Origin of the sequence: Paraglaciecola mesophila KMM 241 (assembly GCF_000315015.1) — a bacterium.
In the GTDB taxonomy this organism is placed as follows: domain Bacteria; phylum Pseudomonadota; class Gammaproteobacteria; order Enterobacterales; family Alteromonadaceae; genus Paraglaciecola; species Paraglaciecola mesophila.
Window position 1 is genome coordinate 1 of sequence record NZ_BAEP01000007.1, and the last position, 26,346, is coordinate 26,346.

At 45.5% G+C, this 26,346-nt stretch carries 20 protein-coding genes; 10 read left to right on the plus strand and 10 right to left on the minus strand.

Annotation, left to right across the window (positions count from 1 at the left end; all coding sequences use genetic code 11):
• The coding region (locus GMES_RS02395; RefSeq protein ID WP_039986337.1) for a TonB-dependent receptor domain-containing protein at positions 1-2,533 on the minus strand (2,533 nt) is incomplete at its 3' end.
• A 320-nt stretch (positions 2,534-2,853) separates the two neighbouring features.
• Complete coding sequence (gene ispB / locus GMES_RS02400) at positions 2,854-3,825, minus strand: octaprenyl diphosphate synthase (protein WP_006990964.1); 972 nt, start codon at positions 3,823-3,825, stop codon at positions 2,854-2,856.
• Positions 3,826-4,064: 239 nt separating this feature from the next.
• Here ispB and rplU point away from each other — a divergent pair, with 239 nt between their 5' ends.
• From rplU to tpx, 5 genes are all read left to right on the plus strand, one after another.
• Positions 4,065-4,376: a 50S ribosomal protein L21 gene (gene rplU / locus GMES_RS02405; protein WP_006990965.1), complete on the plus strand. Its 312-nt coding sequence runs from the start codon at positions 4,065-4,067 to the stop codon at positions 4,374-4,376.
• Between the two features lie 15 nt (positions 4,377-4,391).
• Complete coding sequence (gene rpmA / locus GMES_RS02410; protein ID WP_006990966.1) at positions 4,392-4,649, plus strand: 50S ribosomal protein L27; 258 nt, start codon at positions 4,392-4,394, stop codon at positions 4,647-4,649.
• 173 nt (positions 4,650-4,822) lie between these two features.
• Positions 4,823-5,992, plus strand: coding sequence for an Obg family GTPase CgtA (cgtA, locus tag GMES_RS02415; protein WP_006990967.1), 1,170 nt, complete (start codon positions 4,823-4,825; stop codon positions 5,990-5,992).
• Positions 5,993-6,125: 133 nt separating this feature from the next.
• Positions 6,126-6,641 (plus strand): type 3 dihydrofolate reductase, encoded by a 516-nt coding sequence (gene folA, locus GMES_RS02420; protein ID WP_006990968.1) that lies wholly within the window; start codon positions 6,126-6,128, stop codon positions 6,639-6,641.
• 330 nt (positions 6,642-6,971) lie between these two features.
• The gene (gene tpx / locus GMES_RS02425; protein ID WP_006990970.1) at positions 6,972-7,466 is read left to right on the plus strand and encodes a thiol peroxidase; all 495 of its coding nucleotides are present in this window, start codon (positions 6,972-6,974) and stop codon (positions 7,464-7,466) included.
• A gap of 94 nt (positions 7,467-7,560) precedes the next feature.
• On the opposite strand, the gene GMES_RS02430 is transcribed toward tpx, so the two are convergent.
• Positions 7,561-7,767, minus strand: coding sequence for a cold-shock protein (locus GMES_RS02430; protein ID WP_006990971.1), 207 nt, complete (start codon positions 7,765-7,767; stop codon positions 7,561-7,563).
• A 382-nt stretch (positions 7,768-8,149) separates the two neighbouring features.
• Between GMES_RS02430 and GMES_RS02435 the strand changes: the two genes are divergently transcribed.
• The gene (locus GMES_RS02435; protein ID WP_006990972.1) at positions 8,150-10,312 is read left to right on the plus strand and encodes a VTT domain-containing protein; all 2,163 of its coding nucleotides are present in this window, start codon (positions 8,150-8,152) and stop codon (positions 10,310-10,312) included.
• Between the two features lie 5 nt (positions 10,313-10,317).
• On the plus strand, positions 10,318-11,040 hold the full coding sequence (locus tag GMES_RS02440) for an endonuclease/exonuclease/phosphatase family protein (RefSeq protein ID WP_006990973.1): 723 nt from the start codon (positions 10,318-10,320) through the stop codon (positions 11,038-11,040).
• A 13-nt stretch (positions 11,041-11,053) separates the two neighbouring features.
• Here GMES_RS02440 and GMES_RS02445 read toward each other — a convergent pair whose 3' ends face one another.
• The 7 genes from GMES_RS02445 to GMES_RS02475 all read right to left on the minus strand — a co-directional run bounded on the left by GMES_RS02445 (position 11,054) and on the right by GMES_RS02475 (position 22,399).
• Entirely contained in the window at positions 11,054-11,764 is a 711-nt protein-coding gene (locus GMES_RS02445; RefSeq protein ID WP_006990974.1) for a DUF6445 family protein, read from the minus strand.
• Positions 11,764-13,257, minus strand: coding sequence for a tryptophan halogenase family protein (locus GMES_RS02450; protein WP_006990975.1), 1,494 nt, complete (start codon positions 13,255-13,257; stop codon positions 11,764-11,766). Before GMES_RS02450 ends, GMES_RS02445 begins: the two co-directional genes overlap by 1 nt.
• A 34-nt stretch (positions 13,258-13,291) precedes the next feature.
• Entirely contained in the window at positions 13,292-14,305 is a 1,014-nt protein-coding gene (locus tag GMES_RS02455; RefSeq protein ID WP_006990976.1) for a cupin-like domain-containing protein, read from the minus strand.
• 44 nt (positions 14,306-14,349) lie between these two features.
• Positions 14,350-15,081 carry a SapC family protein gene (locus GMES_RS02460; RefSeq protein WP_006990977.1) on the minus strand — a complete coding sequence of 244 codons (732 nt, stop codon included), beginning with the start codon at positions 15,079-15,081 and terminating at the stop codon, positions 14,350-14,352.
• Positions 15,082-15,205: 124 nt separating this feature from the next.
• Complete coding sequence (locus GMES_RS02465) at positions 15,206-18,190, minus strand: TonB-dependent receptor (protein ID WP_006990978.1); 2,985 nt, start codon at positions 18,188-18,190, stop codon at positions 15,206-15,208.
• A 354-nt stretch (positions 18,191-18,544) separates the two neighbouring features.
• A complete protein-coding gene (locus GMES_RS02470; RefSeq protein WP_006990979.1) occupies positions 18,545-21,115 on the minus strand; it encodes a glycoside hydrolase family 3 protein in 2,571 nt (856 codons plus the stop codon).
• A gap of 21 nt (positions 21,116-21,136) precedes the next feature.
• Complete coding sequence (locus tag GMES_RS02475) at positions 21,137-22,399, minus strand: sugar MFS transporter (protein WP_006990980.1); 1,263 nt, start codon at positions 22,397-22,399, stop codon at positions 21,137-21,139.
• A gap of 204 nt (positions 22,400-22,603) precedes the next feature.
• Between GMES_RS02475 and GMES_RS02480 the strand changes: the two genes are divergently transcribed.
• Genes GMES_RS02480 through GMES_RS02490 form a run of 3 tightly spaced genes read left to right on the plus strand, consistent with a single transcriptional unit; the run spans position 22,604 to position 26,332 of the window.
• The gene (locus tag GMES_RS02480) at positions 22,604-23,950 is read left to right on the plus strand and encodes a GH1 family beta-glucosidase (RefSeq protein ID WP_039986341.1); all 1,347 of its coding nucleotides are present in this window, start codon (positions 22,604-22,606) and stop codon (positions 23,948-23,950) included.
• A gap of 16 nt (positions 23,951-23,966) precedes the next feature.
• A complete protein-coding gene (locus GMES_RS02485) occupies positions 23,967-25,292 on the plus strand; it encodes a glycoside-pentoside-hexuronide (GPH):cation symporter (protein WP_006990982.1) in 1,326 nt (441 codons plus the stop codon).
• Between the two features lie 41 nt (positions 25,293-25,333).
• The gene (locus tag GMES_RS02490) at positions 25,334-26,332 is read left to right on the plus strand and encodes a LacI family DNA-binding transcriptional regulator (RefSeq protein WP_006990983.1); all 999 of its coding nucleotides are present in this window, start codon (positions 25,334-25,336) and stop codon (positions 26,330-26,332) included.
• The last annotated feature ends 14 nt before the right edge of the window (positions 26,333-26,346 follow it).

Genomic DNA, 26,346 nt, shown 5'->3' on the forward strand with positions numbered 1-26,346 from the left:
AAACTTTAGTGGCTGAGATATTGATTCTAACTTCACCAGGTAAATCAAACTGGCTTAAGTCTGTTCTATAACGAATGTTTGCTTCAATACCGTCTGTGTCGAAACCTGCCGCGTTAATATAACCAGAACGCACCAATGCAATGTCATTGGTGGTAGGGTCACGGTCGATTTGTCCACAGAAGTTAACGTCTGGCCCACCCGTTGCATCAACACAGTTATCGGCAACATCTTGTGCTTCAACCAAATTAATGGCGTCAGAAATTTCGATGTTGTAGTAATCGACAGTCATTGAGAAATTCTCGATGAAGGCTGGAGTCCATACAAAACCAATGGTTTGTGACTCAGCTGTTTCAGAGAATAGCTCAGTGTTACCACCAGAAAGTGTATCGACACTCACGTTATCGTTAGCTTCAAATCCAGCAGGTATACCCAATGCTAAACAGTTTGCTGCTCTATCTGGATCTTCGTTGATGTTATCTGCATCACACGGATCGGATACGCGGGCGAAGCCAGGTGAAACAGGGCTAAATGCTTCTGTTACGTTTGGTGCACGAACTGCTTCACTGACTGTTGCGCGGAAACGCAAGTCTTCGATAGGTGCCCAGCCTAAGCCAACTTGCCACGCGTCAGCGTTTCCTGCATGTGAGTAATCAGCTGTACGATATGCCGCGTCCAATGTAAGTTCTTCAATTAAGAATACATCAGTGATGATTGGTGCACTCACTTCGATGAAGTACTCTTCAACATCGAAACCACCAAATGAGTCAGGGGTCGCTGCAGAAGAGTAGAAGCCTGCTTTAGTGAATTCATCAGTAATGGTGCTTGATGTTTCTTCGCGGTATTCATAACCAACTGCCACGCCGATGGCACCACCAGGAAGTTCTAAAAATGCTCCTGTATCGAATGATAAAGATGCACCGTAAACGTCTTGAGTGATTTCGTCTTCACGTAAAACATCACCAGAAATAAAGTCTGCAGCTTCGGCGCTGAAGTTTCCTGTTCCGAATGGGTTAAATGCGACACAATTTCCGCCATTGACAGAAGCTGGATCTTCATAATCGTCGCCTTGTGCACTAGGTACTTGGCTACGACATGCCGCTAAGCCAGTTTCAGGGTCGATAACCGCATCGAGTGCTGCATCTACATTAGCTTCGATAACATCGTTTAGCGTACGACGCGTATTTTTGGTTTCACCATGGGTGTAAAACACGTCGTAGTCGAAAAGTGTTTCGCCAAGTTCGAATCCACCTTCAAAACCAACAACGACACGGAACAATTCACGGTCGTTTGCCGCAGAACGGTTACCTAAATCACCAAAGAAGCGAGAGAATGGAACAGTAGTGTCTTGACCTCCGTCAATAAGGCGCTGTCTAGTTGCGGAATCTAAGAAAGGGTTATCAGCAACATTAATGCTTAAGCCTCCGAAATTGAAAGCGGGTTGAAATTGTTGACGAATATCTTTATCAACGTACTTCACGTCACCGTACATACGTACATTGTCGTTAAAGTCATAACGGAATGTAGATGCTAAAGTGAGTGTTTCTTGTGACGGAGAGTAATTTTCATAGTTATCAGGGAAGAAAATCGTATCGTAGGCTTCGGCAAAGTTACCAAAAGCAAAGCTGTTGGTTTCAATACGCTCTACTTGATCCATACCTACACCATCTGGTGAAAACGTGATGCGAGGACCGCCGCCAAATGGGTTGATAACACCAAAGTCGTTGATCATCTCTGAACCTACGAAAGGAACGCGGAATCTATCGGCAATGCCGTCATCTTCGCCACCATCATCTGGGTTGATAACGGTACCAGCGTAATCGTGTTGCTGAAGGTCAGTTAGTAATACTTCGCGAATATCTGACTTGCCGGCAAAAAACGTGACGTTTCCTTTGCCATCGTCGGACGTAGAGCCGACTAATACATTGAAGTTATGACTCTTGGTACCAACCCCTTCTGTGCTATCTGCAACACCAGCATTAAACTCGAACCCGTCGAAGTCGTCCTTCAGTATAATGTTAATAACACCTGATACGGCGTCTGAACCGTAAATAGCGGACGCACCACCAGTAATGATCTCAACTTTATCGATCAAAGCAGATGGAATTGCGCCAGTATCTATAGCCGATGACCCCGGTGCACCCGCTACATGACGGATACCGTTAACGAGAGTTAGGGTACGGTCACGACCTAATGAACGTAAATCTGGCGCACTCAAACCCGCATCTTCGTTACTATTATTATTACCAATCAAGCTTGAGCCTGCTGCAATAGCGGGGATTTCGGCTAGTATGCTGCCTAGATCTGGTGTTCCAAAGCGTGAAATTTCTTCTGAGCTTAATGAAATGACGGGGGCTGGCGATGAAAGTTCAGCACGGGCAATACGAGATCCAGTTACTGAAATTTTTTCAAGCGCTTCGGATTCTGTTGCGGGTGTTTCTTGTGCTGTGGTCATTGTTGAAAACGATGCAGCAGATAGCGCACCGACTGATACAGCGAGTCTAATTGACTTCGCCAATTCGGTTTTAGTGAACATGTATGATCCCTTAGATATTATTATTTAGGCCGCTTTTCGTGGCTTCTTATAGTTCAATAGTGAGTTGAACTGTAAGCGAATATAAAACAAACCACATACGGTTACAATATTCTAAAAAGGCAGGCTGTACATTTTACTGGACAGTAGGTTGAATTTTGTACGTTATTGTCGTTAATCAACATATTCAACTATTTTCTGCTTAGGATGAGGTCGAATTTTACATAGGAAATATAAAATTTATTTGGGACTACTTAAATCTTATACGATAGATAAGGCATCGATAACGCATATAATGCCTATCTAACTTGCAGCAGTGAATTCTATGCTACGCGTTCAACAGAAATATGGGCTAAGCCAATTAGTGCTTCTTTGTAGACTGATTCTTCTATCGGGGATAAAGCGTCAATGGCTTGTTGGGAGGCCTTTAAGGCTTGTTGTTTGGTGTAAGTTAATGCCCCTGTTTGCTCCATCGTCTCTAAAATCGGTGCCAGGTTATCCATGCCGTTCCCTGTTTCGATAGCCTCGCGGATTATGGCGGTTTGCTGTTCATTGCCATGCCACATTGCGTATAGAAGCGGGAGGGTAGGTTTACCTTCTGCTAGATCATCACCCATGTTTTTGCCCATCTCTTCACTGTCAGAAGCGTAGTCCATGATGTCATCAACAAGCTGAAATGCGGTGCCCAAATACTTACCATAGTCTTGCATGGCGTTTTCAATCGCTTCACTTTGCTTAGTCAGTACCCCAGCTAACAAGGTGGCAGCCTCGAACAAACGGGCCGTTTTACTATAGATAACCTCCATGTAACTTTCTTCTGTGGTGTCAGGGTCATTACAGTTCATGAGCTGCAACACTTCACCTTCAGCAATTACATTGGTCGCATCAGACAATATTTGCATGACGCGCATACTGTCTAGGGTCACCATCATTTGGAATGAACGGGTATAAAGGAAGTCACCGACTAACACGCTGGCTTGATTACCAAACACTTCATTGGCGGTTTCGCGGCCCCTACGCATGGTTGATTCATCAACTACATCGTCATGTAGTAATGTCGCAGTATGAATAAACTCAATAATCGCGGCTAGTGTGTGATGCTGCTCGGTCTGAATATTCAAAGCTCTTGCAGCTAAGACCGTTAGTAGCGGGCGAAGTCGTTTGCCGCCGCTATTAACAATATAAAAGCCAAGTTGATTGATCAGCGAGACATCTGAATTCACCTGCTTTTGGATCAGTTGATTGACCGCGAGCATATCTGGCTCAGCGAGTAAAAGGATGTGGTCTAAATCCATACTTAAAATTCAACTCTGACGATAAGGTATTAATTAGCGTGCGATTTTACAGAAATTACACAGGGTATCCAGCGGACATTATGTAACAATTGCCCGCAAAGTCGCGTAAAATATGTGTTGCTGCATATTTGAACAAATAAATTCAATTTGGTACTTGCGACGACTGGACGGTTCACGTACAATTCGCGCCCTGTTTTTGAATATATAGCGCTAAGATTAGGCGCAGAGCGGAGTTAATTATGTACGCGGTTTTCCAAAGTGGTGGCAAACAACACCGTGTGGCTGAAGGCCAAACCGTTCGTCTTGAGAAGATCGAAGTGGCTCCAGGTGAGTCGGTAGAATTCGGTGATATCTTGATGGTGAGCAATGGTGAAGACGTTAAGATCGGTACGCCTTTTGTAAGTGGCGGAAAAGTTACTGCTGAAGTAGTAACACATGGTCGTGGCGAGAAAGTTAAGATTGTTAAGTTTCGTCGACGCAAGCATTCACGTACCCAAATGGGTCACCGTCAGTGGTTCACGGAAGTGAAAATCACTGGTATAAGCGCTTAATAGGAGTTCGAACTAATGGCACATAAAAAGGCTGGTGGTAGTACTAATAACGGTCGCGACTCAGAAAGTAAACGTTTAGGTGTTAAACGTTACGGCGGCGAGTCAGTTTTAGCTGGTAACATTATTGTTCGTCAACGTGGTACTCGTTTCCACGCTGGTAACAATATGGGTATCGGCAAAGATCACACTTTGTTTGCTTTATCAGACGGTAAAGTTCAATTCGAAGTTAAAGGTCCTAAAAACCGTAAATTTGTAAGTATCGTTGCTGAATAATTAGCAATCTTACATAGTTTTAAAGACCCCGCTTGTGCGGGGTTTTTTGTTTGAGACGTCTTATTTATCATTTTGCTTGAATAAGACAAATAAGCACAGTTGCGGTGTGACGCCGCAGCAACTGCGAAGTAGTATAAACTCTTTATACTCTTTACCTGAAAGTTGAGTTAACGATGAAATTTGTAGATGAAGCTGAGATCCGCGTAGAAGCGGGTGATGGCGGAGCCGGTACGGTTAGTTTTCGCCGAGAGAAATATGTTCCTGATGGCGGCCCGGATGGCGGCGATGGTGGTGACGGTGGAAGCGTCTACTTAGTTGCGGATGAAAACCTAAACACACTTATCGACTATCGCTTTGAGAGATTTCATCGTGCTGAACGCGGTAAGAATGGTCAAAGCGCTGATTGTACTGGTCGCAAAGGAGCAGACTTGGAAGTCAAAGTGCCTGTAGGTACTCGCGCAACGGATACCGAAACAGGTGAGCTATTGGGTGATTTGACCAAACATGGTCAGCGCCTAAAAGCAGCGCAAGGCGGTTATCACGGTTTAGGCAATGCACGCTTTAAAACCAGTACTAACCGCGCCCCACGGCAAAAAACATTAGGTACACCGGGCGATGTACGTATGCTTAAACTAGAGCTTATGTTATTGGCTGATGTAGGTTTGCTGGGCATGCCAAATGCTGGTAAGTCTACGTTTATCCGTAGCGTTTCTGCCGCCAAGCCAAAAGTAGCGGATTATCCGTTTACCACACTCGTGCCTAATTTAGGTGTTGTGCGTTTAGATGCCATGAGTAGTTTCGTGATTGCCGATATTCCTGGTTTGATCGAAGGTGCGTCAGAAGGAGCAGGTTTAGGGATCCAATTCCTTAAACATCTTGAGCGCTGCCGAGTGTTGTTACACCTTATTGACTTGATGCCTGCTGATGGGTCAGACCCAGTGGATAACGCCAAAGCGATAGTGACTGAGTTAGAAAAATACAGTCCCAAATTGGCCGGCAAACCACGTTGGTTGGTGTTCAATAAAGTCGACTTGATGTTTGAAGACGAAGCGCAAGACCTGTGTAAAAAAATCGCGGATGCTATGAACTGGGAAGGTGAATACCACAGTATTTCCGCAGTGCAGGGCAAGAACACCAAAGAGTTATGCATCAAGGTAATGGACTTTATTGAAAGCTTGCCGGAAGACGCTATCGAAGAATCTGACGATGAAGAAGTTGGCTTTAAATGGGATACTTACCATAAAGAGACAGTGGAAAATTACGAAGACGACGATGATTTTGATGACGACGATGATGATGACTTCGACGGTGACGACGATTTCGAAGTGATTTACCAAAAGTAAGCCACATAAGGGTTAGCTGGGAGTGCTCTTTAGAGAGTGCCCAGCGAGGAAGTGCTCTGCCAAACGGCGCTCAGCTAACCTAGGTTTGCCGTGTGGTTAGCAAGTAATGTAGTTCAAAGTAAGGTGTTCTAGCATGGCAAAGATAGCTATGGTTGCTGCAATGGCAAACCAACGAGTCATTGGTCTTAATAATCAAATGCCTTGGCATATGCCTGCGGACCTAAAACACTTTAAACGTGTCACCTTAGGCAAGCCAATTGTGATGGGACGAAAAACCTACGAATCAATTGGCAGGGCTTTACCCGGTCGCCTTAATATTGTTATCACAAGCGATCAGAACTATCAGCTGGTAGATGCGAGCATTGTACATAGCTGTGAGCAAGCCATTGCTGTAGCCACCTCACATATGCAAAACGAAGGAATGCCAGAGCTCGAGCAAGAAGTGATGGTCATTGGCGGGGGAACGGTCTATCAGCATTTTTTGCCCCACGCTAATCGTTTATATTTGACCTTTATTGACTTAGATACCCCGGGGGACACTTACTTTCCAAACTACTCGGATGGTGCATGGCAAGAGATTGAAAGTGAATCTAACGACCCTGATGAGAAAAACCCGCATCCCTATCGCTTCGTTACCTTAGCAAGGTAGCCTATTTGTTTGCCGAGCACCGCAAACTGAGCGCCCAGAAACGCTAACGTATACACATAGCCATATGTTTGACTGAAAATGATGCTAGGCCTTAGCGTCAAAAGTGGGCTGCGGCATGGTTAAAGGCATTAACGCTCAGCGCTAGCCTGCCCGTATGGCAATCGGGATGAGTGGCGCAAAGCATGCTCCTGATATTTTCCCTGACATTTTGCCCTAGCTCTTTATTCAGCGAGGTAAAAGTAATTATAAGACCTCGCTATTGTTTTCTTTCTTTCGTCCCCCATTTTAGTATCCTCAGAACACAAACTATCAATCAAAGTTGGAGAACATATGAGCACAGTGACTTTAAAAGGCAACCCATTTAATACCGTCGGCGCTTTACCAAGTGTTGGTGAAAGTGCGGCTGATTTTCGTTTAGTGAAAACAGATCTATCTGAAACGACCCTAGCTGATTATAAGGGCTCACGTTTAGTTCTGAATATCTTCCCCTCAGTCGATACCCCAACTTGTGCCATGTCTGTTCGTAAATTCAATGAGCAAGTGAGCAAGTTAGAAAACACCAAAGTGTTATGTGTCTCTGCGGATTTACCTTTTGCGGCTGCGCGTTTCTGCGGTGCTGAAGGGATTGAAAACGTTGCTACAGGTTCAAGTTTCAGGAGTAATTTTGGTACCGATTATGGTGTTGAATTCGTTGATGGACCGTTAACAGGTTTGTTGTCACGTAGCGTGGTGGTACTTGATGAAAACGGTAAGGTTATTTATACCGAGCAAGTAACTGAAACGGCTGATGAGCCTGACTATGATGCGGCGATTGCTGCGCTATAGTTATTGATAATGGCAGGTTAGAACTTTTATACGCCTAAAATGAAACGAGCCGCTATGCGGCTCGTCTTAGGCGATTACTAGCGTAAGTCTGTAATTAAACAGGAACTACGTTGTTCGCACATGGGCCTTTAGGGCTCTGACCAACTTCAAACTCAACCGCTTGGCCGTCGTTCAAAGTTGCATATCCACCACCGCTTTTAATTTCTGAGTGATGAACAAATAAATCTTTTCCACCGTCTTCTGGAGTAATGAAACCGAAACCTTTATCCGCATTAAACCACTTAACTGTACCTTGACTCATAATCTACTCTACTTTGTTTAAAATATTGTTTGCAGAAAACCTGCGTTAACCATTGTATAGGTTATTTTTCAGTAAATCCGCTCAATTCCACGTTTAGTTCATATTTTTGCTCGTCAATTTTTCAAACCCTATGGTTTTCATCAGCTGGCGTGTATTTTGCTCACTGTCCTAGTAAGCCATTAATTTACGAGGTGAAGGCGTCTAAAACGACAGTGAAAACTAGTCTCAACCTTAGGCAGCACGTGCACTAGCTTACTTAACGTCGCCTTCTTTAGACTGTGAAAATTTGTACACACGCTATGTGTAAATCTTATAAACCTCCGTCCAATTTCGCTTGAGTACGCACAGGTATTTAGAGCGAATTAAACTAAAAGGGAACATTATGTCTAATAACGCTTCATCTTTATTTAAAGAAAATGAAAATTGCTGGCAAACAAGTCAAGCAACTCATGCTACCCCTTTAATTGATGGAGCTAACTACTATCGGGCTCTACACAAAGCGATTTGCAATGCTAAGCGCAGCATTTTCATTGTTGGGTGGGACATTGATAGCCGTATTCGCTTATTGCGCGGCGACGAGGAAAAAAACGCCAGCGCCCCCTCAGTGATAAGTGAGCTATTAAAATGGAAGGCGGAGCAAAACGAAAACATCAAAATTTATTTACTGCGCTGGGATTCATCCCTCGCGTTTTTTAGCCAACGAGAGATGTGGGCCAAAGAAGTGTGGGACAACAAAACCCCAGACAACGTTAAAACCACTCTGGACAGCACCATCCCTATGGGGGGAAGCCAGCACCAGAAGATAGTCGTTATTGATGATGAAATTGCGTTTTCTGGAGGTATGGATGTATCGACTAATCGCTGGGACACCCGAGAGCATCTTATTGATCAGCCTGAGCGAGTGGGACCTGACGGTCCCCATGGACCACTACATGACGTGCAAGTGCTCACAAGTGGGCCTATTGTTGAAAGCTTCGCTCAGCTTGTTAGGTGGCGCTGGGACAGGATAAACGAGCAAAAAGCGATCCCCTTCTCGCCTGTTAAAAGCACAGGCAGCGGAGTACCTCCGTCATGGCCGAACAATTTCCCACCTACCATGGCGGATTTACCCTGCGCTGTGGCGCGCACGATCCCGTTTATGGATGGGGTTGAACCTGTACAAGAAGTGAGACGCATGTTGCTCGACCTTATCGCGCAAGCCGAACGCTTCATCTTCATTGAAAATCAGTTCACCACGCGCCAAGAAATAGCGGAGGCACTTAATGCTCGTTTAAAGGCATGCCCAGAATTACAAGTGATTATCGTTAGTTCCTATGAGCCAAAAGGTAAGTTCGAGAGTGAAGCTTATTGGGCGAGCAGGATTGATTTCAAACGTATTTTAGAAAACGGGGTGGATGATAATCGCGTTAAAGTGACGTACTCAACGCTGACTAATGAAGCAGGTGAAAGTATCCAAAAGCGTGTGCATTCAAAGGTCATGAGTATTGATGATCGCTATTTAGTGATTGGCTCATCCAATATTAGTAATCGCTCTATGAGTCTTGATACTGAAGTTGATTTAGTATTTGCTGGTGATACAAGCCAGAACCAGCAAGATATTATACGTGTTCGTCATGACTTACTTGCCGAGCATACGGGCCGTACTATTGAGCAAGTGGAGCAGGTATTTAAATCGCCAGACCCATTGAATAACCTTATAACTGACCAAGCACCCCATGGGTATCAACTCGCTGAAGTGCGCGATGATCAATTCACCAACAAAGCGTGGCAACCCGTTTTTAGCTCGTTATCAGATCCCGAAAAACCATTGATTGCGCCAATACAAATGTCTAATGGCAAAGTGGTTGGAGTAGGCAACCCAAAACAGAAAACCATTGTGTTCATGATGATTGCTTTGCTGATACTCGTTCTAGGCGGGTTGATTTTTTGGGCTGGCCACTCCATCCCTTGGCTAACAGCTGACAACTTAGAGCAGTTTTTACAGGACACGAGAGGTACGATGTGGGTCATTCCTACCATTTGTGTCATCTATATTATTGCTGGGTTGGTTTTCTTCCCCGTGACTGTCTTGTCTTTAGCGGTGGCGGCAGTTTACGGGCCAATATGGGGCCCAGTTTATGGCATGCTCGGTGCCTTGCTCAGCTCTGCAACACTGTTTGGTTTGGGCCATCTTATGGGTATCAAAGGGCTGCGCAAGATGGGCGGTGCTAAAGTGCAAGCCGTAGATGATAAATTTAAAGACAGCGGTGTAGTGGGTGTGGCTGTTATCAGGCTGATTCCTATCGCGCCATTTAGCTTGGTAAATCTGGTTGCAGGTATTTCATCTATTGGGCTGGTGCAATTTTTAGCAGGCACATTCCTAGGCATGTTTCCTCCTATGATTGCGAAAGGTTTGGTAGGGGATTCATTGGGTAAAATTTTTACAAATCCTTCTCCTGAAACCATAGGTTATTTGGTAGCAGGCATCGCCTTTTGGGCGCTTATGATTTACGTATGTCAAAAGTTAGCGCGCATGTATCAATTGAAGAAAGCAGACGCGAGTTAAAATTTATGCGAATTGTGACTTACAATATTCATAGCGGCGTTGGGGTTGATAAGGTGCAATGCTACGCACGTATTGGGCAGTTTTTGGCGAGTCAGAATGTGGATGTTGCCTTAATTCAAGAAATGGACACCCGGTCGCCCGAGCGCAGCATCGAGGATGATGTTGAACAGTTATGCTCAGGGCATTTTGCACAGCTTATCGCGTCCCCCGCATTGCAAGAAGCAAGTGGTTGGTATGGTAATGCTGTCCTGAGCCGTTATCCGGTGTTATCTAAAAGAACCTTAGATGTGAGTCAAAGCGGGTTTCAACCGCGCAATATTCAAGAGGTGGTACTAGACACTAGTTTAGGCCCCCTCAGAGTCATAAATACCCACAAAGGGCTGAAAAAACAAGAGAGACGCAAGCAGTTTGCCTTACTAGCTGAATATTTACGGGAAAAGATGGCGGGCTCGCAAATACCCATTGTATTAGGGGGAGACTTTAACGAATGGCAATTTATGACTAAGGCGTTCAAAGATATTCACCAAGTGCTGAATGAGAATCCCGTACGAGCCACCTTCCCAGTTGCTTGGCCACTGTTTAGATTGGATCGAATGTGGACATCATTTGACTTAAAGCGCACAGCAGAGCATAGCGCTAACATCAGTAGTATCAGCGCAAGCGTGCTTAAAACGCCAGAGACGCGCCAGTTTTCAGATCACTATCCAATTTTGCTAGACATAGCATAAAGGCAGCTGCGCGTTACTTAAAATTAATAAAGATATTAGCGGTTAATCGCCCATTCTTTGGGTCGAGGCTAATGTCAGTTTGTGGGTTAATCAAACCTGAGTGCAATAAGTTACCTGGGTAAATGACCAAGCGATTAGGGCGATAATCAACGTGCTCGGTTAGAGTAAATTGTTGCGTAGAATCACAAATATAGCCGGCTTGGGGTGATGCTACATGGTTAATGTAGTGCGCTGCAGAGTCGAGGTAGTACTGCTCTTTTTCCCTAGTTATGCGTTCGAACTGTGTTGTGTTATCTCTGAAAAAGCCGGTCCCCCCATGAGCTCTTGGGTTAACGTAAAGCAGCAAAGCAAAATAATGAGGCTGTACCGCATCAAAGTGCGGAATGCGCTGTAAGGTAGACAGCGCGCTTTCAGCTTTGGTGACTAACGAGTAATAACCAGCTTGGGGTTTGAGTTGCAACGCCGTTGGAACCTTATACACCTGCGCTATCTGTTGATAAGTAGCTCGTAAAATTTCAATGATGTAATCTTTTGGCATACTGCTGCGAGCGCCAGGGTAGAAGCCCTTCTCGTCGCGAGTAAAGCCATTGTTGCTACACGCATCAGTTTCGATCAATTCTGGTCTTAGCAATACATCATCAATAACGATGACGGGGGTTTGCTCTGCGCCCACGAGCTTGATGCTTAACACTTTGTTCGGATTGATCCCTAAGGGGAGTGACATTAGTTGGCTATTTTAGTTTGGCAATAGTGACGGATAAAGTCGTTAACGTCAGGCCAGTTCGACACTTTGCGCTTCACATTATTTTTAATGTTCTCCAAAAAGCGTTGTAATTCGTCGTCGCTCATCATGTCTACTATGGGGTGATATTGTTTGGGCATAATACCTTGGCCGAGCATAACTTGTATCCATGATGTTTCACCAAATAACTCTTCGGCTTTTTTAAAGACTTTCCCGGTGCCTGCAAACAACTCCATGCGGTGAGTTAAGGTGTCTGGGATGGGCATGCTTTTACAGTATCGCCAAAACGGCGTGTCTGTGCGCTCTGTTTGATGGTAATGCAAAATAATAAAGTCTTTAATATCTTCCACATCGGCGCGGCTTTGGGTGTTAAATTCATCCACATCTGCTTGTTCTATTCCGTTTGAGGGAAACATAAGCATCAAGCGTACAATGGCGCGCTGAAAAAGATGAATACCGGTGGATTCCAACGGTTCAATAAAGCCTGAAGATAAGCCCACTGCAATACAGTTTTTGTTCCAATGTTTACGCCGCGTACCGGTTTTATATTTTATAACCCTAGGCTCATTCAGGGTTTCCCCTTCAACATTGGCTAATAACGCCGCTTTGGCTTGCTCATCGCTCATGTATTTACTGCAAAACACTAATCCATTGCCTGTGCGATTCTGTAGCGGTATGCGCCATTGCCAACCAGCATCTCGAGCGATTGAGCGTGTATAAGGTACAGGATTTGGCTTGGCGGTTGTTTGTACTGCTACTGCGCTGTCGCACGGTAACCAATGGCTCCAATCTTCAAAGCCAGTGTGCAAGGCCTGCTCAATCAAAAGGGCGCGAAAACCCGTACAGTCGATAAATAAATCACCTTCTACTAACTCACCAGAGGCGAGCGACAGCGAACTTATATCGCCTGACTCTTCATTTAGGTTAACCGCTTGAATGTTACCTTCGATACGCTTACAGCCATGCTGCTCGGCCATTTTTCGTAGAAACTGTGCGTATAATCCTGCATCTAAATGATACGCGTGGTTCTGTTCTTGATTGGCTAAGACTGCAAATCGGCCCTCACGGCAGGCTAGATGCTCTGGCACATAATCGCCAATTTGCGTGACCAAGCCTTTTTGTTTGCCCTTAAGCCAAAAATGTTGAAAACCTGCGGCCCAACACCCTTGGCCTAGAAAACCAAATGAGTGAATGTAGTCTTCGCCTTGGGCTTTCCAGTTTTCAAATTTTATTCCCAATTTGAACGTGGCATTGGTGGCCGCCATAAACTCTTGTTCGTTTATGCCAAGTAAGCGATGAAAAATATGCAGAGTAGGTATAGTCGCTTCACCGACCCCCACAGTAGGGATGTCGTCAGACTCAATCAGGGAAACTGTTAAATTCTTGCCCAATAACTTAGAAAAGGCGGCCGCGGCCATCCAGCCTGCAGTGCCACCGCCAGAGATGACGACACGTTTAATCGGTTGTTTATCCATTTGTTTATCCTGTTTGTGCGACGCATCGCTCAGTTTATACTTTTAATTTATTCAGCAAACCTGCGCGGATTTTTTTAGCATTGGGCAAGTCTAGCGGCAGGGTCAGCATTCCTTTGGCATCTGCTGGTATATGGGCATCTTTTTGTAAGTCAGGCTCGAACACGTAATGCTCGAACAAGCTCTGCCACGCTTTTCGTTGTGCATCTGGCAGGCTGCGTAAACTCAATATGGCTAATTCTAGGGCGGCTTCAGGGCGCCCCAAATAGGCTGGGGTGTCTCGCCACCAATGGGTGATAAGGGCGTTAAAATCTTCAAGCCCTGCCACATGGTGCCACCACATACTGGGGATAAATAATGCATCTCCAGGGGCGAGTTCCGTTGTGAGGGATGCATCAAGAGCCTGCTTAAATTTGGGATAGGTATCAAAATTAGGGTTGTCTATATCCACTAAGCTGATGTCTTGCCCGCCTGGGGATAACTCCATTGGGCCAACGTACAGATTTGCCACCTGCTCTGGCGGGAATAACGTAAAGCGTCTGCGTCCTGCAATGCAGCACGCTAGATTATGGGGAAAATCATAATGGGCAGCGATCCTGGTTTGGTTGCCTAACCAGATGCTAGTCAGCGGATTAAGCGAGTCTAAGCCTGCATTATTTAAGCGGTTGAACTGCGGTAACACACTGTTTATTTCAGTGGAGCTAACATACAAGGTTGGCGGATTTTGCTGGGCTGCTTGTTCGAATAACTTGTCCAGCACTAAGTTTAAATCGACTTTTGAGCCCTGAAAGTTAAAGCCATTCATTTGTTCATTGTAAAATACGCGGCCGTTATTCTCCGGTGGGCCATAACAGGCAAATACGGGGTTGCCTCGATATAACCCTCGCAAGTAATCGGCGGCGTGTTTACTGGATTTTTGGGCTTCTTTTACCACCGGCCAATCGGCTGCAAAGTCGCGCAGTACGAGAGGTTCGCTCGAGCTAAAAACAAAATCAGGAATATCGCCCGGATGGCAATTGGCGATCTCTTTAATGCTTGCTTGTTGACTCATACAAACTGACCCATGTTCGCTAATATACTGATGTGTTTAGCGCCTTAAGTTGCGTTTTGTTTGGCATTTTTGCGATTCAATAGATGGCGTATATTGCCATGAGATGCAATTTGCATATAAATCGCCTGCAAGTAACCTTTTGCATGCAGCTTACTTAGGGCGTCTGCACAGAGTTCGCTTAGCTTATCTTCGTTAATGGTGTAAAAGCCTATCATTTGATGACTAGAGCCGTCATTTAATCCCACTTCAAGGGTGAAGGACTCAAGGAGATCGTGAGCTAATAATGCATCGATAAAATCCTTGGAGTCGTTTACACCGTGGTGAATGACCTCAAGCATATTGGCAACACTATCTAAATAAGGAGTGTTACCACCGTATTCTAAAAACAAGGCTTCTCCGTGCTCAGTGTTGACCCTTGGGTTGTCTAAGTCGATATGCAATACGCGCTGAGTTTTCTCTTGTCCTTCTTCTACAAAGGTTTGATTACCTATAAGAAACGGCTGACGAGCAACTGTTAATGGAATATAAGCCGCATCCCACTTGCCATCTTGTAGAAAGAGGTTTTCCTGTTGTTCAAAACCAAACAAGGCTACTGGGAAAAACGCTCCTGTGCTTGCATCTTTATTAAAAAAGATAGGGTAGTAAGTTTGCAAACTTTTGAATTCACTGGGAAAGGTAAGGGCGTACCACACACTGTCACCATAATCGGCTGAACGTTCAGTGATAACCTTTATATTTTGATGCTCAATACTGTTTAGTAATACGTTATTGGCCATGTTAAACCTCGATTATTGAAAACACAGAGGCCGCTTTTAGCAAGATGCATCCAAGCGGCCTTTATTCGTTGTGTACGTTATATACCTTTTATGTAAGACAATATACCGGGCAAATGTCTAACGATTAGAAGGTATAACGTGCACCCACGCTGTACCGAGCACCGGTTTGGGTAACATCTAGCACGTCAATCTGAGTACGCCCAGAGTTACGGCTGTATTCATTGGTAATATTGATACCTTGAATAAAGACGTTTAACCCTTTTATTTGAGGTACGTCATAACCGATATTGAAATCGATTTGGCTATACTCTTCAGTGTAAACAGGTGCTGGACCCACATCCCCTTGAAAGCCAGATACATAGAACTTATCACGCCAGTTGTATGCAATCCGCGCTGAGAAACCATTCGCTTCGTAGAAGGCCACAAAGTTAGCGGTATCACTGATCCCTTGCTCGGCTACTTGGTCACCAATAATGAAATTATCATATTCATTCTCGGTATTCACTAATGTGTAGTTAGTGAACAAACCGAAACCTGTGTCACCAATTAGGTGTTGCAGCGTAAATTCCCAGCCATCAAAGGTACGCTCTTCTGAATCATTCACTGGGGTGAATATATCGAAATTCATTGCTGCGTCAGTGTCTGGGTTGCCAACAATGATAATGTTGCCACTGTCATCTTTGAACACATTAGGATCAGTTGCACCGTAAGTGGCAAAGATGTATTCACGCTGGGCTAAGCCGTCGTTGCCTACTGCTGCTAGTGCTTCAGTTTGATACGGGCCATCCGCAGGATTGACGATGTCAAACGTAGTTGAAATCGGTGCAGTAGAAATAAAGTTAGTCACGTCTTTGGTGAAGTAACCCACTGATGCATAGCTGCCTTCTGCGTAATACCACTCGGCGGATAAATCGATGTTATTTGACTCAAGTGGCTTCAAGCCTGGGTCACCGGTATTACCTGTGCCGCCAGTAATACGTGCGCCTTGGTTCAACGTTTGCCCGCCAATCATGTCACCATAACTTGGGCGACCAATGGTTTCGCTGTATGCCGCACGCAGCATGACATCTTCTACCACTTCAATATTGAAGTTAATGCTAGGTAGGGTATGCGTATAACTGCCTGTTCGGGTTTGAAATTCTTGAATGCCGCTGGCCAGAAGGGTGACTTCTGTTGTGCCTTCCCAGCGTGAGCCGTTGTATTCTGGCACAGCAGAGGTGGCGGTAATATCCGTTTCTTCGTAACGCAGACCAACGTGAACATCGTATGGCATATCGCCAATTTCACCTTGGTAGTTATATTGAAGATAGACAGCGGTCATTTCTTCTTCGGTTAACTGGTCCGTCGCTGCTGCATAGTTACTAGATGGGCAGAATAACGAGCCGCAATCGCCAACCAAGGTGCCATCTGCAAATGAAGTCGGGGTGAACAACGCTTCAGCAGCTGAACGAATACCTTCAAAGTCAAAGGCAAAGTAGGTGTTTAAAATATCGTAGTTTTCAGGGCCGAAGTCGTTAAAGTTGCCGCCGTCTACGTCATCAAACTTGTCGTGAATAGTTTCACGAGGAAATAACGCATCGTCAAATTGGCCTGCAGTCCCTTCACCGCCCCAGTTATTACGTTGAACGTTAACTTCTTGGCTATGATTGCTGGCGTCGGTTAACGACACACCGAAATCGATACTGCCGCCGTTATCGAACACATATTCACCGCGAAGTTGGGTTTGTTCGATTTCAGCTGTGTTGCGCTCATTGGTAAATACGCTGCCGGTGACAATCATGTCAGACGGTTGTATCGCGTTGCCGCCGCCTACTGCTAATACTGGGTAATCACCGGTAAAATCTGTTGCTGCAGAAGTACGTACAAAGCCAGCCATGGCCAACTGGTTGCTAGAACCAAGTGGGTTGTTTGGCGTGTTTTTAGCTTCTGAGTTGTGGTAGTCCAACTCTAGGCTTAGGCTGTCGTTGACTTGCCAATCTAGATTGACACCGATTGAATCTGTTCTGTCTCGCGTGCCAGCGTCAGACGCACCCATTGAAAGGTCAGTTGGCGTGGCATAGGTTTCTGAGTATAAAAGAGGTGACGCGATAGGGCCGTCAGACCATACGTTTTCAGATGCGCCGAAACCATACCAAGCAGATACGTTGTTCCACTGGGTATCAACGTCACGGTTTACGTACGTGTAATCAACGGTAGCAGTAAATTCTTCAACAGGACTGTATTGTAAAACTAACTGCGCGTTAGTTCTTGTACGTTGCTGTTCTTCAAACTGATAAATAGTCGTTTGTGGTACTGAGTAAATATCATCATCACCCGGGCGATTTGTTTGGGTATCGTCTTTCGCTACGCCGCCCCATGCCGCATTGCTGCCTGACCAGTCATTATCAGCAATACCAGGGAAGCTACGCCAGCCTGTTCCAACACTGGCTTTTTGGCTGCCACTTTCACGCTCAGAATAGCTGGCTGAAATAGCGACGCCAAATTTGCCATCGTCAGATGTATTTGAATACAAGCCAGATAATTCTGGCGTAACAGAGCCACTTTGCGTCGAGGTGTCGTCAAGTGCCTGAGCACTGATGGTGGCATGCATACCTGGGTTATTGAGTGGGCGCAGCGTGGTGATGTTAATCGTTGCACCGATACCACCAGTGGGCACATGTGCTTGAGAGGTTTTGTATACCTCAACGCCGCTTACACTTTCTGCCGCTAAGTTAGCGAAATCAAATGAACGCTCACCTGTGGTGGTCGGCAGTTGGCGACCATTTAATGTCACTAGGTTACGGGTCGGGCCAAAGCCGCGCACCGTTACCTGGCTACCTTCGCCATTGTTACGGTCGATCGCCACACCAGAGATACGTTGTAACGACTCCGCTAGGTTACTGTCCGGGAACTTACCAATATCTTCGGCGTTGATCGCATCAACAATACCTGTTGATGAGCGTTTAACGTCTAAAGACTTGATCATGCTGCCACGTATACCCGTGACGTTAATCACTTCGACGTCGTTTTCGCTCGCTTCTTGAGCAACAGCAGGTGCTAGCATAGATGCACCCAACAGCACTGATATGCTGGTCGCGAGTCGTGTTTTATAAAATGTTTTAGCTTTCATGTGTGTTCCCGGTTGTCGATGAACGAGTTGGTTGTAAGCGCTTTCATTCTTGATTTTAAAAAATGCACTTATGTAAGCGCTTTCATTTAGGTTAAGTTATTTGTTAATCCAGATCAACAAATAATTAACATCAAACGTGATATCTATTCAAAAATGCCTGAAGTCATCACAGGTGTTTATAGATACTGTTACTCAATAATCAATATAAGCTTCTGATTAATAATTACTATTTAGATTTTTAAGTGGAATATTTCCCGTAACATGCCAGTAACGAATCTCACCCTTAACAAAGTAAGGTGTGAGATCCGAAGCGAAAGGCATAGGCGGAGATAATGACTACATGTCGCTAACCCGTTATTCAGCAGGGCAGCTGATATCAGCCTTATTCGCAGCATTCGGCACAATGCGAATGTCAGATAGGGAAAGACTCAACGGGCCTTCTGAGCTGAGCGCAAAGGGGATTCCAATCTTGGAAAAGTCTGTTGCACTTTGCGCAAAACACGCTAAATCAACGCTCAGGGTTTGCCACGTTTGTGTCTGTTTTAGGTGTGCGCTTAAATCTATGTCACTAGCGCATGTTTCACCGCAGTTAATTTGTAACCAAACAGGGGCGCTGATGGCCGAATTTAATGTGTAATCAAACTGCATTACACTGCTTGCTTCAGTGTAGCTACGCAGATCTTGTAGAAAGTCATGATAGATGCGCACCTGACCGGCATTTGGCTGTAACCAGTCTATTTTGAATGCATCTTCTTGAACGCGACGATCGATGGTTCTGAATTTAAGTCCACCATTTTCCAGCATGCTACTGGCGACCGTTGCACTTTTTTCTGTGGTCACTAGCGCCATTTTCCATGGGGCTTGAACACTTCTATCGTATATCGCAAGAGGTGTTAAAGCTTGGGCATTCTCGTTTGCAACTTGCTCAGAAAGTGCCATATCCAAGGTGCTTTTTTCACCATAATGCAAGCCGAATCCGTAGGGTAATAATGGCGTATCGTCTTTATCGAAACGATTGATGTTGGTTTGAGTGGGGCTATTCGGCCATGAGAAAGACAGCTGACCTTTGAAGTCATGCTGGATGTCGCCGTTCGCTGAAGTGAATAATACATCTGCGACACCAGCGCCTTCTGTACCAGGCAACCAAGCAACCACGAACGCATCAGAGGCATTCAATTCAGGATTAACCCACAAAGGACGACCCGTTAAAAACACCGAAACTACAGGTATACCTTGGTCTTTCAGTGATTTAAGTAAGGCTAAATCTGTTTTATTGCCACGTTGAAACTCTAGGTTGTCTAGGTCGCCATTGCCTTCTGCATAAGGCTGTTCGCCAAATACCACTATCGCCACATCAGGTTGCTGAGTGAATTTACCATCAACTGCAAGCTCGGCGTTACCATTTGCTTGAGTAACAGCTTGCTCAATGCCTTGATAAATTGAGGTACCACCTGGGAAATCTTGGTTGGTGTTGCCGGTGCCTTGCCATGTAATGCTCCAGCCGCCTGATTGTTGACCGATATTGTCCGCACCGCCACCTGCTACCAGCACATTGGCATTAGGAGAAAGAGGTAAAAGTTGCTGGTGGTTCTTCAGTAACACAAGTGACTCACGCACAGCTTGACGGGCAACGGCTCGATGTTCAGGTGAGCCGATGATGTCTTTATTGCCTGATAAAACCCGTTCCGCTGGAGCAGGTTTATCGAACAAGCCAGCGCGAAGCTTAACCCGTAAAATGCGAGTGACAGCATCGTCGAGACGAGCTTGGCTGATCTCCCCTGATTTTACCTGAGCGATGGTGTTTTCCAGTAATGGTTTCCATGCGCCTGTTGGCACCATGTATACGTCAAGGCCGGCATTCATTGCCTGAGGGCAACTCTCGTTACTGCAACCAGGAATTTGGCCATGACCGTTCCAGTCACCCACCACGAAGCCATCAAAGCCCATGCGTTCTTTTAGAACAGAGGTCAGTAGGTAACGATTACCGTGAACCTTATCGCCATTCCAGCTATTAAACGATGCCATTACGGTTTGCGCGCCAGCGGTTAAACCACCCACGTAGCCTTGGGCGTGAATATCGAACAGGGTTTGTTCATCAGCGATGTTGTTGCCTTGATCGTCACCACCCACCGTACCGCCATCGCCTATAAAATGTTTAACGGTAGAGATAACTTGACGATCGCCAAGGAAGTTTTTGTTTGCGCTGCCTTGCAAGCCTTTTACGATAGAGGCCGAGTAGTCTCTGACGATTTCTGGATCTTCAGAATAGCCTTCGTATGTTCTGCCCCAGCGGTCGTCACGTACCGTGGCGACCGTGGGCGCGAAAATCCAATCGATGCCTGTGGCGAGTACTTCTTCAGCGGTGGCTTTGGCAATGTCTTCAATGAGTTCAGGGTTATGAGTCGCGCCCAAACCTATGTTGTGGGGGAAGAGTGTTGCGCCAATAACATTGTTGTGGCCATGTACTGCGTCTGTGCCCCACATGGTGGGTATGGTTGAGCCATCTATACTGTCATCAATAGATGCTTGATACATTTTCTCTGCTAAGCCAACCCAGTCACTGGGTTTAGCGTGTTTGTCACCATTGGGGAATGCGCCGCCGCCATTAAGATAAGAGCCAAACCCGTAGGTACGCATGTCTTCTAGGGTAATGTCACGGATTTCAGGTTGAATCGTTTGCGCCACTTTTTGCGCTAGTGTCATGGTGCTGAGAATATCCGCGACACGCTGTTCAATTTTCTCGTCACGTTTAATCGCTATGTCTAAAGTGGGCCAAATTTCGATGGCGTTTGCACTGACTGAGCTGTCAGCTATTTTTGTTGTTGTTTTCGCCTCGGTATCTGAGGTGGATTGGCTACAGCCGGCTAACAGCATGCTCAGGGAGGTGGCTCCCAACATCAGCGCGTGATTAAATTTTAGGTTCATAATGGAAATCTCGTTAAAAAGTTAGACTGATGTTGATGAAGTTGGTTTTGAACCTTGCACGCCATAAAAAGCGATATACAAGTAGCAAACCAGTGGCAACACAAAAGACAATTGCAGGCCAATACTGTCAGCTAATATGCCTTGTAGTACCGGCACAATCGCACCTCCGACAATGGCTAAACATAAAACGCCTGAGCCACGACTAGTTAAATCGCCAAGGCCCGCTAAGGCCAAGCTGAAAATCGTTGGAAACATGATGGAGTTGAATAAACCCACCATTAATATTGCCCACATAGCCAGCGCTCCACTTGATGATATAGCCAAAGCGATAAGACCCATGGCGCAAACACTGTTGAATGCGAGTAACTTGCCAGCTGGAATTTTTTGCATCACAGCGGCACCAATAAAGCGGCCAACCATGGCACCGCCCCAGTAATAACTTAGGTAAGTCGCTGCAGTTGATTCGGCTAAACCTGCAACGTGTTGCTCGCCTAAGAAATTAACAATGAAACTACCGATAGATACCTCTGCACCCACGTAAATAAAAATACACACCGCACCCAATGCAAGGTGACGATGTTGCAGTGGACTGCCTTTCGTCATGTTTTGACTGCTAGCCGTATTGACTGTCTCAGCAGGACTGGTGTCGGGTAGGCTAATTTTCAAAAATATGATGGCAAGCAAAAACAGCACCGCGGCTAACACCACATAGGGCAGAATAACGCTGTCTGCCGTCATGTTATTTTCATCGATCACTGAGAAAATCAATATTCCTCCAATGATAGGGGCCAAGGTCGTACCCAAAGAGTTAAAGGCTTGCGTCAAGGTGAGTCGGCTTGATGCTGTTTCTGGTTTACCTAGTAAGGTTACTATAGGGTTCGCCGCCACCTGTAAAATAGTAATCCCAGAGGCCAGCACAAATAAAGCGCTGAGGAATATCCAGTAGGCATGACTGGTAGCTGCGGGCACAAATAGCAAACATCCTATGCAAGCCACAAGCAAGCCAGCGCTAATACCTCGTTGAAAACCAATGCGTTTAACTAACCAGCCAGCAGGCACAGACACCAGGAAATAAGCACCGAAAAAACAGAATTGAATTAACATAGCTTGAGTGTAACTGAGTGAAAACACACCCTTTAAGTGAGGTATAAGTACGTCGTTCATTGCAGTGATAAAACCCCACATAAAAAACAACGAGGTTAAGGAGGTTAACGCAAAATGATAGTTGGGCGTTGCCGCGCCGTTTACTGACGGAGCTGGCACTGCGGTGGATGGGTTTATCATGTTTTTACCTGTCAGGTTAAGGTCAATTTAGCAAGTTGAGCTTGTTTTGTTGACCTAAGCGTAACAAAGTAATAACATAAATGTAAGCGCTTTCATTTGGTTTTTTATCTTTGCGTCAAATCAAATAAAGGTTTTGGTAACATCAGATGCGCAATCTGCATTCTTCTAATCTTATATTTACCCTAGGCCACGATTAAGTTAATTATGAAAATATCTCTCGCAGAATCTTCTCCACTCAGCCAACCCGACTTTACCTATGGTGTCGCTACCGCAGCCTTTCAAATTGAGGGTGCTGCCGATTCGCGCAGACCGTGTATTTGGGACACCTTTTGTGCCATGCCGGACAAAATAAAAGACAGTTCGGATGGGCTAGTGGCATGTGATCATTTCAATCGTTGGCAGCAGGATTTAGCGCTAATTGAGTCTCTTGAAGTGGATGCATATCGTTTTTCAATTTCTTGGCCGCGAGTGATGACACAAAGCGGTGAGTTAGACCCACAAGGCGTGGCGTTTTATATTCAATTACTGGATGCCCTAAATCAGAAAAATATTAAGCCTTATGTCACACTTTATCATTGGGACTTGCCTCAACACCTAGAAGACAAAGGCGGGTGGCTGAATCGTGAGACTGCTTATCACTTTCGTGATTATGTGGATTTAATCACTCAGGCATTCGGGGATAGAGTTTTTTCATACTCCACCTTGAATGAACCCTTTTGTAGCGCGTATTTAGGGTATGAACTGGGCATTCATGCACCGGGTTTAAAAAGCAAAGCCTACGGCAAGCAAGCTGCCCATCACCTGTTGCTCGCGCATGGATTAGGTATGCAAGTACTTGCTAAAAACAGCCCAAACACCCTAAATGGCATCGTTTTGAATGTAAGCCCGTGTTACCCGAAAACCGACAGCGAAAAAGATAAGGATGCAGCGTGGGCGGCAGACCAAAACCTGAACCATTGGTATGCCATGCCCGTGCTTGAAGGACGTTACCCTGAATCAATCAACACATTACCTAAAGAAGAATTACCGCCAATCAAAGAAGGCGATATGGGGATTATCTGTCAACCGCTAGATTACATTGGGCTTAACTATTATACCCGCGAGGTTTATGAAGGCGTTGGCAACAACGATAGGCACAAATGGGTTGATGAATCACTGCCTTTTACCGAGATGGGCTGGGAAGTGTATCCACAGGGTTTGACTGACATCCTGTTGCAGCTAAATAAACAATATACGCTCCCACCTGTGTACATCACTGAGAATGGCGCCGCCATGGCAGACACCTATGCTGATGGCCAAGTACAAGATACTGATCGCATTGAGTATTTCCAAGGTCATTTGCAAGCTGTGAGCGATGCAGCTGAGCAAGGCGTCGACATTCGTGGCTATTTTGCTTGGAGTTTAATGGACAACTTTGAATGGGCTGAAGGGTATGAGAAACGTTTCGGAATTGTCTACGTAGATTATGAAACACAACAGCGCACCATCAAGGCTAGCGGATTGGCTTATCGAGATTTTATCAGTAGTCGCCATTTAGCGAAGAGCGCATAGTCGCAAAGGAGTCAGCATGGTTAGCGTTAAAGAGAAAATTGCTTACGGACTAGGGGATACCGCCAGTAACATTGTTTTTCAGACAGTGATGCTGTTTCTGTCTTTTTTCTATACCGATATTTTTGGGATCTCGCCGGCTGTGGTAGGCACTCTGTTTTTAGTGGTGCGTATTTTCGATGCGGTGACTGACCCATTAATGGGAGCTATGACGGATCGCACGGAAACAAAATACGGTAAATTTCGCCCTTATTTACTGTGGTTAGCGTTGCCCTTTGGGGTGATAAGTGTCATGGCGTTCACCACACCTGACTTCGGTGAGCAGGGCAAGGTGGTCTATGCCTTTGCCACATACGCATTGCTAATGATTGCCTACACCGCAATCAACATTCCTTACTCTGCACTGGGCGGCGTGATCACGGGGGACCCCAAAGAGCGCGTCTCCGTGCAGTCTTACCGATTCGTTTTTGGCATGCTTGGGGGCTTAATTGTAACGGCCTGCACGCTTCCTTTAGTGGAATGGTTTGGGGCGGGGGATAAAGCCAAAGGATATCAGCTAACAATTGCGGCAATGAGTGCTGTTGGCGTGCTGATGTTTTTAGTCTGTTTTGCTGGTACCAAAGAGCGTGTTGCTGCGCCGAAACAAGATTCTACTTTCAAGCAAGACATGGCGTCGTTGTGGAAGAACGACCAGTGGCGAATTTTATCCAGCGTGGCGCTTTTTGTGTTGATTGGCATGGTAATGCGTAACACCTTAGCCATTTACTATGTTAAGTACTTTTTGTTACGGGAAGACTTAATCACGGCATTTATTACTTTAGGCATGACTGGCAACATTATTGGTTGCGCGGTTGCCCCTAGCGTGGTCAAACGTATGTGCAAAATCAAGGTGTACACTGGGGTATTGTTTATCGCAGCGGTAATTTGTGTAGGGAGTTATTGGATCCAATCAGATCAGTTAGTTCTAGCTTTTGTGGTTTACTTTATTGGTAATGTATTTTTGCAAATGGGCACGCCTTTATTATGGGCTAAAATCGCGGATACTGTGGATTACGGTCAGTTCAAAACGGGTATTCGTATCACAGGTATGACGTACTCTTCGGTGGTATTTTTCATCAAGCTTGGCCTTGCTGTAGGTGGTGCAATAGTGGGTTGGTTGTTGGCATATTACGGTTATGAAGCGGATACCACCCAAAGCGCTGAAGCGGTTCACGGCATACTATTGTCTTTTACTATTTTCCCTGCAGTGGCTTTTATCATTGTATCTTGGGTCATGAGTCGTTATAAACTTGACGATAATAGAGTGGCGGAAATTCAACGGAGCATAGTCAAAGAGGCTGTTTGATATTTTCGAGCAAGGTATATTTAAGGTGAAAACAATAGGTTATGGCGACAATTTATCAAGTGTCAGAGCTCGCGGGGGTGTCTTTAGCGACGGTGTCTAGGGTGATGAATGGGGGGACGCGGGTCAGCGAAAAGACCCGTGAAAAAGTCACCAAAGCCATGGAGACGTTAAACTATCGCCCAAGCTCCATTGCTCGCTCTTTAGCGTCGAATTGTTCTAATAGTGTCGGGATCCTAGTCTCTGAGTTACATGGTCCTATTTACGGCGCCATGATGAGCGGCATAGAAAAGCAACTTCGCACGGCTGGCAAGCACGTTATTATTGCTGCTGGGCACAGTGATGCAGACAGTGAAAAAGACGGTATCGAGTTTTTGATAGACCGTAACTGCGACGCACTTATTTTGCACGTAGAAGCAGTCAGTGACGAATACCTCATCGAGCTAGCCAAAACCCAACACGCTTTTATTCTGATTAACCGTTACATCCCGCAAATCGCTGATAACTGTATCAGTCTCAATAATCGTCGTGGGGGCTACTTAGCCACCAAAGCTTTGCTAGAAAATGGTCACCGTGACATTGCCTATATTTCCGGCCCGTTATGGAAAATGGATGCCAGTGACCGTTATTTTGGTCATCAAGAAGCGCTTTCTGAATTTGGTATTACCTGTAACGACGCGTTACTGAGTGAAGGTAACTTTCAAGAAGAAGGGGGCAATGAATGTATGCTGGCACTACTGGATAAAAATATCCCGTTTAGTGCCGTGGTGTGCGCGAATGATGAGATGGCCGCTGGTGCCATGCAAGCAGCGCGGGACAGAGGCATGGCCGTGCCTAACGATATATCGGTCATGGGGTTCGATAACGTATTGTTAGCCCAGTACATGTACCCGAAGTTGTCTACTGTAAATTACCCTGTGCAAGATATGGGGAAAATGGCCGCCAGCTGGATCTTAAAGAATATTTATCAAGCTAACCAACCTGAAATTAGCCACGTGTTTGAGCCTGAGCTGGTTTGGCGTGATTCTGTTATATCACTCTAAGTATTAAAAAAAAC